The organism is Undibacterium pigrum, from assembly GCF_003201815.1.
Classification (GTDB): domain Bacteria; phylum Pseudomonadota; class Gammaproteobacteria; order Burkholderiales; family Burkholderiaceae_D; genus Undibacterium; species Undibacterium pigrum.
In genome coordinates this window covers 849342-864995 of sequence record NZ_QJKB01000001.1, presented here as the reverse complement: position 1 = coordinate 864995, position 15654 = coordinate 849342, and the positions used below count along the sequence as shown (strand labels likewise).

Here is a 15654-nt window from a genome sequence, read left to right as displayed (position 1 = left end):
TTATATTTTATTCAATTAATTAGTGCAGTGCCTTGATGGTTGCCTTGATCTGGGCTACGCGGCTGGCCAGATCGGGCATGGCGGCAGTGATGCGCAACTTGTCCTGGCCATTGAGCTTGATGTTTTTGTTCTTTTGCACCAGTTCTATGATGCGCATGCCGTCTATCGGTGGCTTGGGTTCAAACTGCAGGGTCGCGGCTTCGCTGTGCGCATCTATCTTGATGATACCGAGAGGTTTGGCTGCGACGCGCAGTCTGTGTGTTTCCAGCAGTGATTTCACGGGCTCTGGCAGTTTGCCAAAGCGGTCTATCATCTCTTCCTGCATTTCATCAATGCCATTGGCGCTGCTGCAATTGGCCAGGCGCTTGTAGATGGACAGGCGCTCATGCACGTCGCCACAGAATTCATTCGGCAGCAGGGCAGGGATATGCAGGTTGATTTCTGTTGTCGTCGATAATGGTGCTGCCAGATCGGGTTCCTTGCCATTTTTCAGCGAGCGTACTGCCTCACTAAGCATGTCGGAATACATCTGGAAGCCTATTTCATGCATTTCGCCAGACTGGTTATCGCCCAGCACTTCACCGGCACCACGAATTTCCAGATCATGCATGGCCAGGTAAAAACCGCTACCCAGTTCTTCCATCTGCTGGATAGCTTCAAGGCGACGATTCGCTTGCTTGGTCAGGCTTTGTACATCATGCACCAGCAAGTAGGCATAAGCTTGGTGGTGAGAACGACCTACGCGCCCACGCAACTGATGTAACTGCGCCAGACCAAATTTGTCAGCTCTGTGCATGATGATGGTATTGGCGGTGGGGACGTCGATACCGGTTTCGATAATCGTGGTACACAGCAAAATATTATGCCGCTGAGCCACAAAGTCACGCATGACCTTTTCCAGATCACGTTCATGCATCTGGCCATGTGCCACGACTACGCGTGCCTCTGGCAGCAGGGCTTCCAGCATGGCTTTGCGGTTTTCTATGGTTTCGACTTCATTGTGCAGGAAATAGACCTGACCACCACGCTTCAGTTCACGCAAGCAAGCTTCGCGGATGACAGAATCGTCTTCGCCGCGCACAAAGGTCTTGATCGCCAACCGTTTTTGCGGCGCGGTAGCAATGACAGAAAAGTCACGCAAGCCTTCCAGCGCCATACCCAGGGTACGTGGGATGGGTGTCGCTGTCAGCGTCAATACATCGACTTCTGCACGCAAGGCCTTCAAGGCTTCTTTTTGGCGTACACCAAAGCGATGTTCTTCATCAATAATCACCAGGCCAAGGCGGGAGAATTTGACATCGTCAGACAGCAGTTTATGCGTGCCGATGACGATATCAACAGTGCCGTCGCCCATGCCTTTCATGGCGATGCTGATTTCCTTGCCAGAACGGAAGCGTGATAATTCAGCAATCTTCACTGGCCAGGCGGCAAAGCGGTCAGCAAAAGTCTGGGCATGTTGTTCGGCCAGCAGGGTAGTAGGCGCCAGGATGGCGACTTGCTTGCCACCCATGACTGCTACAAAGGCGGCACGCAAGGCAACCTCTGTCTTACCAAAGCCCACATCGCCGCAAATCAGCCTGTCCATGGGCTTGCCGGACGTCATGTCGCCAATGACAGCGGTGATGGCGGCTGCCTGGTCCGGCGTTTCATCAAAGCCAAAGCTGTCGGCAAAGGCTTCGTAGTCACGCGCAGAATATTCAAAGGCATGACCCTGGCGCGCAGCCCGGCGGGCATACAGGTTTAGCAATTCGGCTGCAGTATCACGGATTTGCTGAGCCGCTTTTTTCTTGGCTTTTTCCCATTGACCTGAGCCCAGACTGTGCAAAGGTGCATCATCTGGCGAGGCACCAGAATAGCGAGAAATGACATGTAATTGCGATACCGGCACATACAGCTTGGTATCTTTGGCGTATTCCAGATGCAGGAATTCGGTTTCACCTTCGCCCAAATCCATGCTGATAAGGCCCATGTAGCGGCCTATGCCGTGGTTGCTGTGGACGACAGGATCGCCGATTTTGAGTTCTGACAGGTCGCGCACCATGTGTTCGACCTGGGTGACTGCTTCCTGCTTTTTACGGCCTATGCGTTTGCCACTGCCGGCATACAGCTCGGCTTCGGTGATAAAGGCCAGGCCATCGGCCAGTACAAAACCGGCATGCAGAGGCGCAACGCCCAGCATGAGCTTGGCATCTGCCGTGGCAAAGTCGGTATAACCTTCACACAGGCTCAGGCGGATATCGTATTCAGTGAAATATTGCTGCAGGGTTTCGCGCCGGCCCAAAGTCTCGGCGCAGATCATCACGCGTTTGTCTGTTTGCAGCAGAAAGGAACGTAAGTTCGTCAGCGGATCGTCGGCGCGGCGATTTACGGCGATATCTGGTAAAAAACTGGATACTTCAGAGGCAGCAGCGGCTTTGTCTGTGGCCGCGATAGTCCAGCGCGCCAGCGGCTTCATCGCGGCAAAGAAGTCTTCGTCGCGCAAAAATACAGTTTCTGGTGCCAGCACCGGACGTTCGCGATCAGACTTTAAAAACTGGTAGCGTGAGCGGGTATCGTTCCAGAAACGTCTGATGGCATCGTCAATATCACCTACCAAGGCAAAATGCGGCGCTTCCGGCAGATAATCAAATAGAGTGGCGGTTTGCTCAAAAAATAGCGGCAAGTAATATTCTATGCCGGCGGAAGGGATGCCATTGCCTATGTCCTTGTAGATACTGGAGCGTGAAGGATCACCCTCAAAAGTTTCACGCCAGCGGCTGCGGAAGGCAGCGCGCGCAGGTTCATCCATGGGAAATTCGCGACCAGGCAGCAGGCGCACTTCCGGCACTGGATAAAGCGAACGCTGGGTATCGGCATCAAAGGTGCGTATGGTTTCTATGGTGTCGCCAAACAGATCCAGACGGTAAGGCAGGGCCGAACCCATGGGGAACAAGTCGATCAAGCCACCACGCACAGAATATTCACCCGGCGACATGACCTGGTTGACGTGGCTATAACCTGCCAGTGTCAGTTGGGTTTTTAGCTTCGCCTCATCAAGACGGTCACCTTTTTTGAAAAAGAAGGTGTAGGCTGCCAGGAAAGAGGGTGGTGCCATGCGCAACAAGGCAGTTGTCGCCGGTGCCAGCAAGACATCGCAATTGCCATTCTGAATTTCATGCAGGCTGGCCAGACGTTCAGATACCAGGTCTTGATGCGGTGAAAAGGCGTCGTAAGGCAGCGTTTCCCAGTCTGGCAGTAAATGGCAGCGCAATTCTGCATTAAACCAGGGGATTTCATCCAGCAGGCGCTGGGCATCTCCAGGGCTGGCTACAAAAATGGTCAGCATGCGCTTGTCAGCCTTGAGCGCCGTCGCTGCTTGCGCCAGGGCATAAGCATCGGAAGAACCATGCAAATTGGGGAGTGCCAGTTTATGGCCGGGTTTTGCTAAGGATTTGCTGAAATCAAATGACATTGCGGCTATACATGTGGGATGCCGTAAAAGCTGCTTACGGAACAAGATACGCGGTTAAAATGAGCGCCTAATTATAAACGAAGGGGCTCTTTCTTATCGGGGCAGCTTCAAGAGCTTGTGACATTCATGGAAAAACAATTGCAAGAACATCATTTTGACGCCGAAAAGCTGATAGATACGCCTCGCTATGTTGCGCTGATTCCTGCTGCGGGAGTGGGTTCGCGTATGGGGGCAACGACACCTAAGCAATATATGCGTATAGGAAGTAAATCAGTTTTGCAACATACTGTCGATGCATTTCTTGGTTTTTCTAAAATACAGCATACCTATGTTGTTGTTAGTCCGGATGATGCTTATGTCGATGAATATCTGACAAAAGCAGAAAACCTGAGCGTTTTGCGTTGCGGTGGTGCCAGCCGCCGTGATACGGTCAGAAATGGCTTGAGCATAATAGCCAGCGAACTAACGGTCAATGACTGGGTACTTGTACACGATGCCGCCAGGCCGGGTTTGACATCAAACCTGCTGCAACATTTAATTGATAGTGTTGCTGACGATACAGTCGGCGGCCTGCTGGCCCTGCCTGTGGTTGATACCGTCAAGCGGGTAGAAAACGGCAAAGTACAAACCATACCTCGTGATGGCTTATGGTTGGCACAAACCCCGCAAATGTTTCGTTATCAGCTATTGTGCGACGCCCTGGATGCGGCAGATCAGGTTACTGACGAAGCCAGCGCTATTGAAGCTGCTGGCCATGCCCCCATACTGGTTGAGGGGCATGTGCGCAATATGAAGCTGACTATGCCCGGCGATATGGCATTAATCGCGCAGTATTTGAATAGCCCGCAAGAATAAAGGAAGTTTGATGCAAAATAAGATGTTACCGTTCAGAATAGGTCAGGGTTATGACTGTCATGCATTGGTTCCTGGTCGTAAATTGATTATCGGTGGGTTGACTATCCCACACACCACAGGTTTGCTTGGGCATTCAGATGCGGATGTGTTATTGCATGCAATTACCGATGCGCTGTTCGGTTCAGTCGCCCTGGGCGATATAGGCAAGCATTTTCCGGATACCGACACCCGTTTTGCCGGTGCTGATTCGCGTGTTTTACTGCGTGAGGCTGTCAAACGTATCCATGCTGCAGGTTATGAAGTGGGTAATCTGGATGCCACCATCATTGCCCAGGCACCGAAAATGGCACCGCATATTGCAGCCATGGTGGCAAATATTGCAGAGGATATGCAGGTTGATATCAATCAGGTCAATATCAAGGCAAAAACCAATGAACGTCTTGGTTATCTGGGTAGGGAAGAGGGCATAGCTGCCGAAGCCGTGGTACTGGTTTTTCCACGAGTCAGCAACTAGACTGCAAGTAAGCTGCAAAAAGCTAAGCTGCAACGAAGTTAAGAATGTTCCATTAAGGAGATACGATATGAAACAAGAACAATTGAAACATCTGCTGGGCCTCTTGCATCAAGAACTGGCAAGCACTGAGGCGGTTGATGATGAATTGAAGTCCTTGCTGGAGAAATTGAATGAGGATATTCAACATGTCCTGGCAAACACACAAAATCATGATGACCCTGTATTCGCGGCCTTGAGTGAGCGTTCGCAGGCTCTGTCAGCAAAATTTGCTGCACAACATCCAAAACTGGAACCAGCCTTACGTGAACTGGGTACTATGCTAGAAAAAATTGGTGTTTGAATAATTTGTATTAATCAGGCATCACTTAAAAACCGCCGTTGGCGGTTTTTTATTTTCTTAAAGGTAATAAAATCTGGCGATATGCGAGATAAATTCGCATGGGATTTTATGCTCAAAATTATCAAAATCTGCTACTGTTGCCCACCAATATTCACGAGTAAAAACTGCTTGAAATGCTGGTTTTAAACCCGTGTTGACCAAAACTCTGGCAGGCAAATCACTCAAGCCACAAAAACAATCAGGAAGCTTCATGGCGATAAAAAAAACTGAACTCTATTCTTCCCTTTGGGCCAGCTGCGACGAACTGCGCGGCGGTATGGATGCCAGTCAATACAAAGATTACGTACTCACTCTTCTATTCATGAAGTACGTGTCCGACAAATATGCAAAAGACCCTTATGGTTTGATCGAAGTGCCTGACGGTGCCGATTACAGCGCCATGATCGCTCTGAAAAACGACAAAGAAATTGGCGATAAAATTAATAAAATCATCAGCAAACTCGCTGAAGCCAATGATTTGAAAGGTGTGATTGACGTAGCCGACTTTAACGATGAAGACAAGCTCGGCAAGGGTAAAGACATGGTGGATCGTCTCACCAAACTGGTGGGCATTTTCCAGGGACTGGATTTAGCCAGTAATCAAGCCGATGGCGATGACCTCCTGGGCGACGCCTATGAATACCTCATGCGCCACTTTGCTACTGATTCTGGCAAATCCAAGGGCCAGTTTTATACCCCGGCAGAAGTTTCCCGCATCGTTGCCAAAGTGATCGGCATTACCAGCGACACCCCGCAAGATGCCACCGTCTATGACCCTACCTGTGGGTCCGGTTCCTTGCTGCTGAAGGCCAGCGATGAAGCGCCCCGCGGCCTCACCATTTTTGGTCAAGAGATGGATAACGCCACCAGCGCGCTGGCACGCATGAACATGATTCTGCACGACAACGTGACCGCCAAAGTCTGGCAAGACAATACCCTCGCCAGTCCCCAGTGGAAAAATGAGGATGGCAGCCTGAAAACCTTTGACTTCGCCGTCGCCAATCCACCATTCTCGGTCAAAAGCTGGAGCAACGGCATCAACATCAATGACGATGAATTCCGACGCTTTGAATATGGCACGCCGCCCGATAAAAACGGTGATTACGCCTTTTTGCTGCACATACTCAAATCCCTGAAAAGCACAGGCAAGGGCGCAGTCATTCTGCCGCACGGCGTGCTGTTCCGCGGCAACGCCGAAGCACGTATTCGCACCAACCTCATCAAGCAAGGCTATATCAAAGGCATTATCGGCTTGCCCGCCAACCTGTTTTATGGCACTGGCATACCTGCCTGCATTATTGTGCTGGATAAAGCCGGAGCCGCCAGCCGTACCGAAATTTTTATGATAGACGCCAGCAAAGGCTATGCAAAAGATGGCAATAAAAACCGCTTGCGCAGCCAGGATATACACAAAGCCGTGGACGTCTTTACCAAACAGCTGGAGCTGGAGCGTTACAGCCGTAAAGTAAGTGTAAAAGAAATTGTCGCTAACGACTACAACTTGAATATTCCTCGCTATATCGATTCCAGCGAGGCAGAAGACTTGCACGATCTCAGCGCCCATTTGCAAGGTGGCATTCCTGACAGGGATATAGATGACTTGCAAAAATTCTGGCAAGCCTTTCCCAGTGTGCGCGCTGCTCTATTTGCACCAGCTCGCGCTGGTTACAGCATGGCCCTGGTCGATGCGCAAGCAGTAAAAAAGTCGATTCTGGATCACGCTGAATTTAAAAGCTTTGCCCAAATTGCGATTGACTTATTTCATGGCTGGAAAATACTAGCCAATTTAAGCGCCTTACAAACAGCAGCAGATGGCGACCACGAAAGTCCCAAAGAGATTATTCACCGCATTTCAGAAAGCTTGCTCAACGCCTATGCGCAGTCGCCTTTGCTAGATAAATACGATATCTACCAGATCATCATGGATTACTGGGCAGATATCATGCAAGACGATGTATACCTTATCATCCAGGACGGCTGGCAAGCCGGTAACAGGCTGCGCGAATTGGTGAGCATCAAGGGCGATGCCAAACAAAAAGAAACACCTGACCTGATTATCGGTAAAGCCAAGTACAAAGCAGAACTTATTCCGCCAGCATTGATCGTCGCACGCTTCTTTAGCGCCGAGCAAACCGCAATCGATGCACTGCAAGGCGAATGCGACGCCAGCAGCCAGGCGCTGGAAGCCTATATCGAAGAACACGCCACCGAAGACGGCCTGCTGGCGGATGCACTGACCGACACCGGCAAAGTCAACAAAGCCAGCGTCGCCGCACGCCTGAAACTTGCAACAGACAAGGAAGAAAAAGCGGCTCTCAACAAAGTCAAAGGACTCATAGAACAAGAAGCCGAGCATAAAAAGAACCTCAAAGACGCACAAGAAAAACTCGATGCGCTGGTCTTTGCCAGATACCGACAACTCAAGGTGGAAGAAATCAAATCCCTGATCGTGGACGACAAATGGCTCGCCACCCTACAAGCCAGCATCATCGCCGAAGTTGAACGCATCACCCAACAACTCGCGAATCGCGTTAAAACCCTGGAAGAGCGTTACAGCATACCTATGCCTAACTTGGTGGATGAGGTCGCGACGCTGAGTGGCAAGGTCGATGAACACCTGAAAAAAATGGGCTTGGCATGGTGAGCGTGATGGAGAAGCAATTGATACCGGCGGGTTATAAGCAGACTGAGGTTGGGGTTATTCCGGATGAGTGGAATTCCATCCAAGTGCAAGATGTTTGTGATTTTATTGTTCCAGGCCGTAATAAACCTTTAAAATTTAATGGCGATATTCCATGGATCACGACCCCAGATTTAACCGATTGCAGAGAAGTCTATTTTTCTAGAGCTGGCTTGAAAATTTCTAAGGAGGAGGCAAAATCTGTAGGCTCTAAAATTGTCCCGGTCGGATCAGTAATTATGTCCTGTGTTGGAGAGCTTGGTGTGGTTGCAATCGCGGGAAGAAATGTAGTGCTGAATCAGCAGTTACATGCATTTCTACCATCTGAAAAAATTAATAATTACTATTTGGTGTATGCACTGAAGAATCAAGAAAGTTACTTTTATAGTATGGCGACAAAGACTGCGCTGCCTTATTTAAACAAAGATAATTGTAACTCTACACCATTACCTTTACCGTCAATACAAGAACAAACTGCCATCGCCAACGCACTATCCGATGTCGATGCCCTGATCGCCGCCTTGGAAAAACTCATCAACAAAAAAAGCGCCATCAAAACCGCCGCCATGCAACAACTCCTCACCGGCAAAAAACGCTTACCACCGTTTGATCAGCTCAATACAGGTTATAAACAAACTGATTTTGGGGGGATTCCCGAAGATTGGGAGGTTGCTTCATTAGGCGACATTGGTGAGAATATTATTGGATTAACGTATAGCCCTGATGACGTCTCAGATTTTGGTACATTAGTTTTGCGATCATCAAATGTTCAAAATAATAGGCTGGCATTTGATGATAATGTTTTTGTTAATATGGATATCCCGGAAAGAGTCATTGTGCGCGAAGGAGACATTCTCATCTGTGTTAGAAATGGCAGCCGCCAGCTAATTGGGAAGTGCGCTTTGATCGATAAAAATACTTCTGGAAGTGCTTTTGGGGCGTTCATGTCAATTTATCGTTCGAAAAGTAGTAATTTCGTTTTTTTTCAATTTCAGTCCAATATTATTCAAAATCAGATCAACGAGGTAATGGGCGCGACAATAAATCAAATTACCAACAAGGATATGGCAGCTTTTAAAATTTTATTGCCGAAGGACGAAAAAGAACAAACCGCCATCGCCAACGCCCTCTCCGACATGGACAAAGACCTGGATGCTCTACAACAACGCTTGCACAAAACCCAGCAAATCAAACAAGGCATGATGCAAGAGCTACTGACAGGGAAAACGCGTTTGGTTAAACCGCGAGGTGCGCCAAATGCATGATTTGGACAAAAGGGTTATCTCAGTCAGGCAATTATTGACTCAACCAGCATTGTCGATACCGGCCTATCAGCGTCCCTATAAATGGTCGCAAGAAAATCTGAATGCCTTGTTGGTCGATTTGCGTGTGTATCGCGGTAAGTCTGCCTATCGGCTGGGGACAGTGGTGTTTCATCAGCACTGTGACGAGGGTGATGAGCAGTTGGATATTGTCGATGGTCAGCAGCGTACGCTCACTTTGTTGCTGCTGGTGAAAGCGTTGATCAAAGAGCGCTTACCTTTGCTAAAGCGAGAAGATCTTAAGAAGCAGCTCCATGAACTTAGCGCGGTAATTACGCCGTTTTTAACTCGCCAGCATTTTAGTAGCGATATTTCGCACCGGAATTTGCACCAAAATTTTATGGCTGCATTACGTGCGACGTCGCGTCCGGAGTTTACTGAAGAAGATATCGACTTTTTGTTGAATAAATGTGAGCTCGTTACCTTTGTTCTGACAGATGTGTCTGAAGCGTTTCAATTCTTCGATTCGCAAAATGCACGTGGCCGCGACCTTGATCCACACGACTTGCTGAAAGCATTTCACTTGCGTGAGTTCTCCCAGGAAGAGAGCCACCTGAAGGCACATTCAGTAAGCCACTGGGAGGGCCTGGATAGTAAAACACTGGCGCAATTGTTTGCGAATTACTTATTTCGTATCCGTAACTGGGCTCAAGGTAAATCAGCGCAGTACTTTAGCAAGGCGCATGTCGATCTGTTCAAAGGTATTAATCTTGAACAAATTGGCTTATACCCTTACGTTGAGTCGCTGCGCATAGCCCATCATTTTGTGGATGATTACAACAGTCAATACCATCGCCGCATTGATCATCAAAGCATGCGCTTTCCATTTCATTTGGATCAGATGGTGATCAACGGTCGTCGTTTCTTTGAAATGGCGACCCACTATCAGCAGACGATCGCCGACATTGTTGATGACGAGCATCATGAAAAGAACAACAAAGCACTGCGTCTCTTAAATACGGACTTAGATGCAGTCGCACGACGAATTCTTCATACGCTCAATACTTACGGTTCCCGTACGCGGGCAGGAGATAAATATATTCGGACACTGTTTGATAACGCACTGATTTTTTATATCGATAAGTTTGGCACTCAGGAGTTATCGCAAGCCATTGAAAAGTTGTTTGTGTGGGCTTATACATGCCGCTTGCAAATGCAGGCAGTGCAGATTGCCACCATGGATAATCATGCACTGGACAATAATGTGTTTGAGCTTATCAAGCAGTCGGTAAAACCCAGTGATGTACTCAACTGGCCTCTTGGCACAATTAAAAAAGCGGATATTAAAGGCACCAAAGTTGATGAAATCATTACCCTATTTAAAGAGCTGAAATACCATGAATAAGGCGGTACTCAATTATACGGTGCGTGAACTGTTGACGGATGCAAAAAAATATTTGGTTCCTATGTATCAACGCAACTACGCCTGGGAAGAGGGCGAGATCAATCAGCTTTTGCAGGATGTACTGGATTATCAGCAAAAAAGTCAAGCTGAAGCCAAAACGAAGCCGTATTACATTGGCACTTTAGTCGTCTTCGAACGTAGCGACGGCAGTCTTGAGGTGATTGATGGTCAGCAACGTTTCACGACATTGACCTTGATAGCGATGTGTTTAAAGCGATTGGCTAAAGAGAGCACCATCTCGATTGATATGGATTGGTATGACCGGTTAAATTTGGATTTTGAGAGTCGCACTAAGTCGTCGAAAACTTTTGCCAGCCTTTATCAAGGAGTTGCTCTGAATCATTTGCAGTCGGCAGAGTATAACCTCGACGTGGTGAATGGATTTGCTCTGGTGGAAAAATGGTTATTGTCCCGGAAGGGACAAATAGCTGATTTCAGTGACTACCTCTTCAAAAATGTGCAGGTCGCACGGGTTTCTGTACCGGATGATACCGATTTGAACCATTATTTTGAGGTCATGAATAATCGTGGCGAACAGCTGGAAAAACACGAGGTAGTGAAAGCACAGTTGATGTCGGTATTTAATAATATTGCAGAAAAGTCAACGCGCGAAGCCAATCTGCGGGTACTTTCAAAGGTTTGGGATTCAACGGCGAATATGGAAAAGTACGTTCAATACGGTTTTACACCGGACGAACGCCATGTCGTGTTTGGCAAGAATGATTGGGGACAGTTCATGCCTGCTGATTTTGGTGATCTGCTTAGCTTGCTCGGTGCAGAGCTGGCTAGCTAAGCCAAGCCTGCCGATGATGCCCAACGAATGCAGTACCTAATCGATACACCGCCGCCGTCTGCGCAATCTGGTGAAGCTACATTATCGGCAGAACGCTTTAATAGCGTGATTAACTTTTCCAATTTCTTGTTGCATGTTTTGAGGATATTGAGCGGTAAGGACATCCCATTGGATGACAAGCAATTGCTCGCCCAATTTGAACATCACATTCTTAAAACTGATGAGGCGATAAAAAAAACGCAGGATTTCATCTTCGCGTTATTGAAGTGCAAGTACCTTTTTGATCAATACATCATCAAGCGTGAATTCGCTCAGAATGAAGATAAATGGAGTTTAAAGCGCCTGCATTTTTACAATGTAAAGAGCCAAAGTTATATCAATACCTTTGATCGTGATGAGGAAGATGGTTTTGAGGGTACGAACAGGCGCATATTGATGCTGCTGAGTGCATTACATGTTTCAACGCCAACTCTGGTTTATAAACATTGGTTGAACGGCGCTTTATACGAACTATTTCATATGCAGGAAGTGAATGCTCGGCATTACTTAGGGCGCCTTGAAAGGCTGGCCCGCCAGTTTGTTTATGGGCGTTTCCTGAGTGTGGATAAGCCTGCTGAGTATTACGAGATGATTTATCAAAATCGTGGTTATGCACTCGCACATGTAGAGCAGGCGCGAGTTGCTGAACGTTTGGAATTTGGCAGTATTGAAAACAATTTGATTTTCAATTACCTCGATTATCTGTTGTGGTGTGAGGGTATTGAGAATAAAACCGCTGATGACGTGATCAAACAATTCGAGTTTTCTTTTAGAAGCTCCGTCGAACATTTTTATCCGCAGCACCCGATGGATGGTCATATAGACTTGGGTCAGGAGCATCTCCACCGCTTTGGCAATCTTTGTTTAATCAGTCACAGCAAAAACTCCCGACTGAGCAATTTTCAGCCCAAAGCGAAGCGAGATCACTTTAAGGCGGCCATCAATAACAAAAATATTGATACCTTAAAGCTTTACAGTATGATTAAGTCAATGGATGTCAGTGGTGAATGGGGCCCAGATCAAATTCAAGAGCATGAAAAAAATATGCTCAGCGTGTTTGACCATGATATAAAACGTGGAGTACAAGCATGAGTACAGTAGGGCAACTTGAACGGGCTACCCAAAATCGAGTAGTTGAATTCTTTCAACGTAAACTGAACTACGAATACCTGGGCGACTGGCATGATCGCGAAGGCAATCGCAATATTGAGACTGGCCTTTTACGCACATGGCTAGTCAGTCAGGAGGTTGATTCTGTACTGATAGAAAAAGCCATCCGTCGCCTGGATACCGCTGCCGCTTTAGGCGAAGGTAAAAAACTCTTTGATGCAAATAAAGAAGTTTATCGGTTACTACGTTACGGAGTCAAAGAAAAAACTGGTGCAGGGGAGGTGAAGCACACCATTTGGCTGATCGACTGGGAACACCCAGAAAACAATCATTTTGCCATCGCAGAAGAAGTATCGGTGAAAGGCGAAAACAAAAAGCGCCCCGATATTGTTTTGTACGTCAATGGCATTGCCTTGGGGGTGCTTGAGTTGAAGCGCTCTTCGGTTTCTTTTAGTGAAGGCGTTCGCCAGAATTTAGACAGCCAGAAGAAAGCTTTCATCCGCAATTACTTCACCACGATGCAACTGGTGATGGCGGGTAATGAGACGCAAGGTTTGCGTTATGGCACGATAGAAACGCCAGAAAAGCATTATCTGGAGTGGAAAGAAGACAGTGCGCAGGTATTTGATAACCCGTTGCAGCGCCATCTTGCCCAAGTGTGCAATAAACAGCGTTTTCTGGAGATTATTCACGACTATATCGTGTTTGATAGCGGCATTAAAAAAACATGTCGCCATAATCAATACTTTGGCATTCAAGCTGCCAAGCGTCATATCGCCCGTCGTGAAGGGGGCATTATTTGGCACACCCAGGGCTCTGGCAAAAGTCTGACGATGGTCTGGTTGGCCAAATGGATACGCGAAAACGTGAATGATGCTCGTGTATTGATTATTACTGACCGTACTGAACTCGACGAACAAATCGAAAAAGTGTTCAAAGGTGTTGATGAGGATATCCAGCGTAGTAGTAGCGGTGCACATCTGTTGGCAAGTATTAATGCACCTAACCCGTGGTTGCTGTGCTCTCTGGTTCATAAGTTTGGTCGCCACATTGATGATGAAGATGAAAACGCAGCTGACGACTATATTGATGAGCTACGAAAAAATCTTCCTGCAAATTTTTCTGTCAAAGGTAACTTGTTTATCTTTGTAGATGAATGTCACCGTACGCAGTCGGGCAAATTACACGATGCGATGAAGGCTATTCTTGTCAGTGAAGCAGGTCCGGCACCGATGTTCATCGGTTTTACTGGCACACCGCTACTCAAAAAAGAGAAACGTAAATCGCTGGAAGTATTTGGTCCCTATATTCACACCTATAAATTTGATGAAGCCGTGAAGGACGGCGTGATATTGGATTTGCGCTATGAAGCGCGCGACATTGATCAGAGTATTACGTCACAAAAAAAGGTGGACGAATGGTTTGAGGCAAAAACCCGCGAGCTGACTCCTTTTAATAAAACCCTGCTCAAGCAAAAATGGGGGACGATGCAAAAGGTGTTGTCGAGCAAGTCACGCCTTGAGCAAATTGTGAACGATATTTTGTTGGACATGGAAACCAAGCCGCGTTTAATGGATGGGCGCGGCAATGCCATGCTGGTCTGTGCCAGTGTTTACCAGGCATGCAAAGTGTATGACATGTTTAGTCAGACAGATTTTAAACATAAATGCGCCATTGTTACCAGCTACAAACCCGCCGCTGCCGATACGAAAGGTGAAGAGTCTGGTGAAGGCTTGACTGAGAAACTATTCAAGTACGACACATACAGAAAAATGTTGGCCGATTATTTCGAGTTGCCAGAAGACGAGGCAGTAAAACGTGTTGAAGATTTTGAAAAAGAAGTAAAACAACGCTTTATTAAAGAGCCAGGCCAAATGCGCCTGCTGATTGTTGTAGATAAGCTGTTGACTGGCTTTGACGCACCATCTGCGACCTATTTGTATATCGATAAACAAATGGCCGACCATAACTTGTTCCAGGCCATTTGCCGGGTGAATCGCTTGGATGGCGATAACAAAGATTATGGTTACATCGTCGACTACAAAGATTTGTTTAAATCACTCAATAAGGCGGTGCAAAGTTATACGGAAAATGCACTGGATGGCTACGATGCTGAGGATGTGGCGGGTTTATTAAAAGATCGCCTGGGCTCGGCAAAAAACGAGCTGACGGATGCGCTCGAAGCTGTTAAAGCCTTGTGTGAACCTGTCATGCTGCCGCGTGACACAAAAGATTATATTGCCTACTTTTGCGGTGACACGAGCAAGCCACAGGATTTGTCAGACCGTGAGGCCTTGCGTATTGCACTATACAAAACCGTTTGCAAACTATTGCGCAGTTATGCCAATATTGCCAACGAGCTACGTGTAGCAGGATTTTCTGCTGAACAGGTTGGGCAAATTAAGCAGGAAGTAATCCATTATGAAAAAATGCGCGACGAAGTGAAGTTAGCCAGTGGCGATTACCTGGACATGAAACGCTTTGAGCCTGCCATGCGCCACTTGCTGGATATGTATATTCGCGCAGAGGGCAGTGAGAAACTGATCGATTTTGAAGAGCTGGGCTTGATTCAATTGATTGTCGAAAAAGGTGAACAGGCCTTGGATGACTTGCCAGATGGCATTAAAGGAAATCCGGAGGCGATGGCAGAGACGATTGAAAACAATATTCGTAAAACCATTATTGATGAAAATCCGGTTAACCCGAAATACTATGAACGGATGTCTGAGTTATTGGATGCCATCATTGAAGATCGACGCAAGCAAGTTATCAGTTACCAAGAATATCTGGAAAAAATCAAGAGTCTTGCTCGCAAAGTTGTAAAGCCGCAGGGAGATACGAAAAATCCCTATCCGGCCAGCATTGATAGCCAGGCTAAAAGGGCCTTGTTTGATAATCTGAATAGTGATGAAGCCCTGGCAAACAAAATAGATACCGCTATTCGTTATACCAAAAAGGCGGACTGGGTGGGTGACCGTTTCAAAGAACGGGAAATCGCCAATGCGATTCGTGAAGAGGCTGCTGGATACGATGTGGATGTCGCAACGGTGCTTGAGCTGGCGAAAAACCAGCGTGACTATCAATAGTATTTTTAAAGGCTGAAACC

11 protein-coding genes are annotated in these 15654 nt (G+C 47.3%); 9 read left to right on the top strand and 2 right to left on the bottom strand.

Annotated elements, in window-relative coordinates:
* Positions 1-19: 19 nt before the first annotated feature.
* The gene (gene mfd, locus DFR42_RS03745) at positions 20-3451 is read right to left on the bottom strand and encodes a transcription-repair coupling factor (protein ID WP_110253578.1); all 3432 of its coding nucleotides are present in this window, start codon (positions 3449-3451) and stop codon (positions 20-22) included.
* 126 nt (positions 3452-3577) lie between these two features.
* Here mfd and ispD point away from each other — a divergent pair, with 126 nt between their 5' ends.
* From ispD to DFR42_RS03730, 3 genes are all read left to right on the top strand, one after another.
* Positions 3578-4306 carry a 2-C-methyl-D-erythritol 4-phosphate cytidylyltransferase gene (gene ispD, locus DFR42_RS03740; protein ID WP_110253577.1) on the top strand — a complete coding sequence of 243 codons (729 nt, stop codon included), beginning with the start codon at positions 3578-3580 and terminating at the stop codon, positions 4304-4306.
* A gap of 10 nt (positions 4307-4316) precedes the next feature.
* Positions 4317-4820 (top strand): 2-C-methyl-D-erythritol 2,4-cyclodiphosphate synthase, encoded by a 504-nt coding sequence (ispF, locus tag DFR42_RS03735; protein WP_110253576.1) that lies wholly within the window; start codon positions 4317-4319, stop codon positions 4818-4820.
* Positions 4821-4887: 67 nt separating this feature from the next.
* Positions 4888-5160: a DUF4404 family protein gene (locus DFR42_RS03730; protein ID WP_110253575.1), complete on the top strand. Its 273-nt coding sequence runs from the start codon at positions 4888-4890 to the stop codon at positions 5158-5160.
* A 57-nt stretch (positions 5161-5217) separates the two neighbouring features.
* Here DFR42_RS03730 and DFR42_RS29095 read toward each other — a convergent pair whose 3' ends face one another.
* A complete protein-coding gene (locus DFR42_RS29095) occupies positions 5218-5412 on the bottom strand; it encodes a hypothetical protein (protein WP_170133404.1) in 195 nt (64 codons plus the stop codon).
* Between DFR42_RS29095 and DFR42_RS03725 the strand changes: the two genes are divergently transcribed.
* From DFR42_RS03725 to DFR42_RS03705, 6 genes are read left to right on the top strand one after another with little or no spacing between them, the layout of a single operon-like run.
* On the top strand, positions 5411-7843 hold the full coding sequence (locus tag DFR42_RS03725) for a type I restriction-modification system subunit M (protein ID WP_110254225.1): 2433 nt from the start codon (positions 5411-5413) through the stop codon (positions 7841-7843). The genes DFR42_RS29095 and DFR42_RS03725 overlap by 2 nt on opposite strands.
* Before the next feature lie 5 nt (positions 7844-7848).
* The gene (locus tag DFR42_RS03720) at positions 7849-9144 is read left to right on the top strand and encodes a restriction endonuclease subunit S (RefSeq protein WP_211324141.1); all 1296 of its coding nucleotides are present in this window, start codon (positions 7849-7851) and stop codon (positions 9142-9144) included.
* On the top strand, positions 9137-10546 hold the full coding sequence (locus DFR42_RS03715; RefSeq protein ID WP_110253573.1) for a DUF262 domain-containing protein: 1410 nt from the start codon (positions 9137-9139) through the stop codon (positions 10544-10546). Before DFR42_RS03720 ends, DFR42_RS03715 begins: the two co-directional genes overlap by 8 nt.
* Complete coding sequence (locus DFR42_RS29490; RefSeq protein WP_211324139.1) at positions 10539-11399, top strand: DUF262 domain-containing protein; 861 nt, start codon at positions 10539-10541, stop codon at positions 11397-11399. Before DFR42_RS03715 ends, DFR42_RS29490 begins: the two co-directional genes overlap by 8 nt.
* A 27-nt stretch (positions 11400-11426) precedes the next feature.
* Positions 11427-12530: an HNH endonuclease family protein gene (locus tag DFR42_RS29485; protein ID WP_211324137.1), complete on the top strand. Its 1104-nt coding sequence runs from the start codon at positions 11427-11429 to the stop codon at positions 12528-12530.
* The gene (locus tag DFR42_RS03705; RefSeq protein ID WP_110253572.1) at positions 12527-15634 is read left to right on the top strand and encodes a type I restriction endonuclease subunit R; all 3108 of its coding nucleotides are present in this window, start codon (positions 12527-12529) and stop codon (positions 15632-15634) included. The genes DFR42_RS29485 and DFR42_RS03705 overlap by 4 nt, the downstream gene beginning before the upstream one ends.
* The last annotated feature ends 20 nt before the right edge of the window (positions 15635-15654 follow it).

What these genes read in the sequence shown, in the direction of transcription:
- mfd (WP_110253578.1), bottom strand. Translation starts at nt 3,451, where the DNA reads ATGTCATTTGATTTCAGCAAATCCTTAGCAAAACCCGGCCATAAACTG.
- ispD (WP_110253577.1), top strand. Translation starts at nt 3,578, where the DNA reads ATGGAAAAACAATTGCAAGAACATCATTTTGACGCCGAAAAGCTGATA.
- ispF (WP_110253576.1), top strand. Translation starts at nt 4,317, where the DNA reads ATGCAAAATAAGATGTTACCGTTCAGAATAGGTCAGGGTTATGACTGT.
- DFR42_RS03730 (WP_110253575.1), top strand. Translation starts at nt 4,888, where the DNA reads ATGAAACAAGAACAATTGAAACATCTGCTGGGCCTCTTGCATCAAGAA.
- DFR42_RS03725 (WP_110254225.1), top strand. Translation starts at nt 5,411, where the DNA reads ATGGCGATAAAAAAAACTGAACTCTATTCTTCCCTTTGGGCCAGCTGC.
- DFR42_RS29095 (WP_170133404.1), bottom strand. Translation starts at nt 5,412, where the DNA reads ATGAAGCTTCCTGATTGTTTTTGTGGCTTGAGTGATTTGCCTGCCAGA.
- DFR42_RS03720 (WP_211324141.1), top strand. Translation starts at nt 7,849, where the DNA reads ATGGAGAAGCAATTGATACCGGCGGGTTATAAGCAGACTGAGGTTGGG.
- DFR42_RS03715 (WP_110253573.1), top strand. Translation starts at nt 9,137, where the DNA reads ATGCATGATTTGGACAAAAGGGTTATCTCAGTCAGGCAATTATTGACT.
- DFR42_RS29490 (WP_211324139.1), top strand. Translation starts at nt 10,539, where the DNA reads ATGAATAAGGCGGTACTCAATTATACGGTGCGTGAACTGTTGACGGAT.
- DFR42_RS29485 (WP_211324137.1), top strand. Translation starts at nt 11,427, where the DNA reads ATGCAGTACCTAATCGATACACCGCCGCCGTCTGCGCAATCTGGTGAA.
- DFR42_RS03705 (WP_110253572.1), top strand. Translation starts at nt 12,527, where the DNA reads ATGAGTACAGTAGGGCAACTTGAACGGGCTACCCAAAATCGAGTAGTT.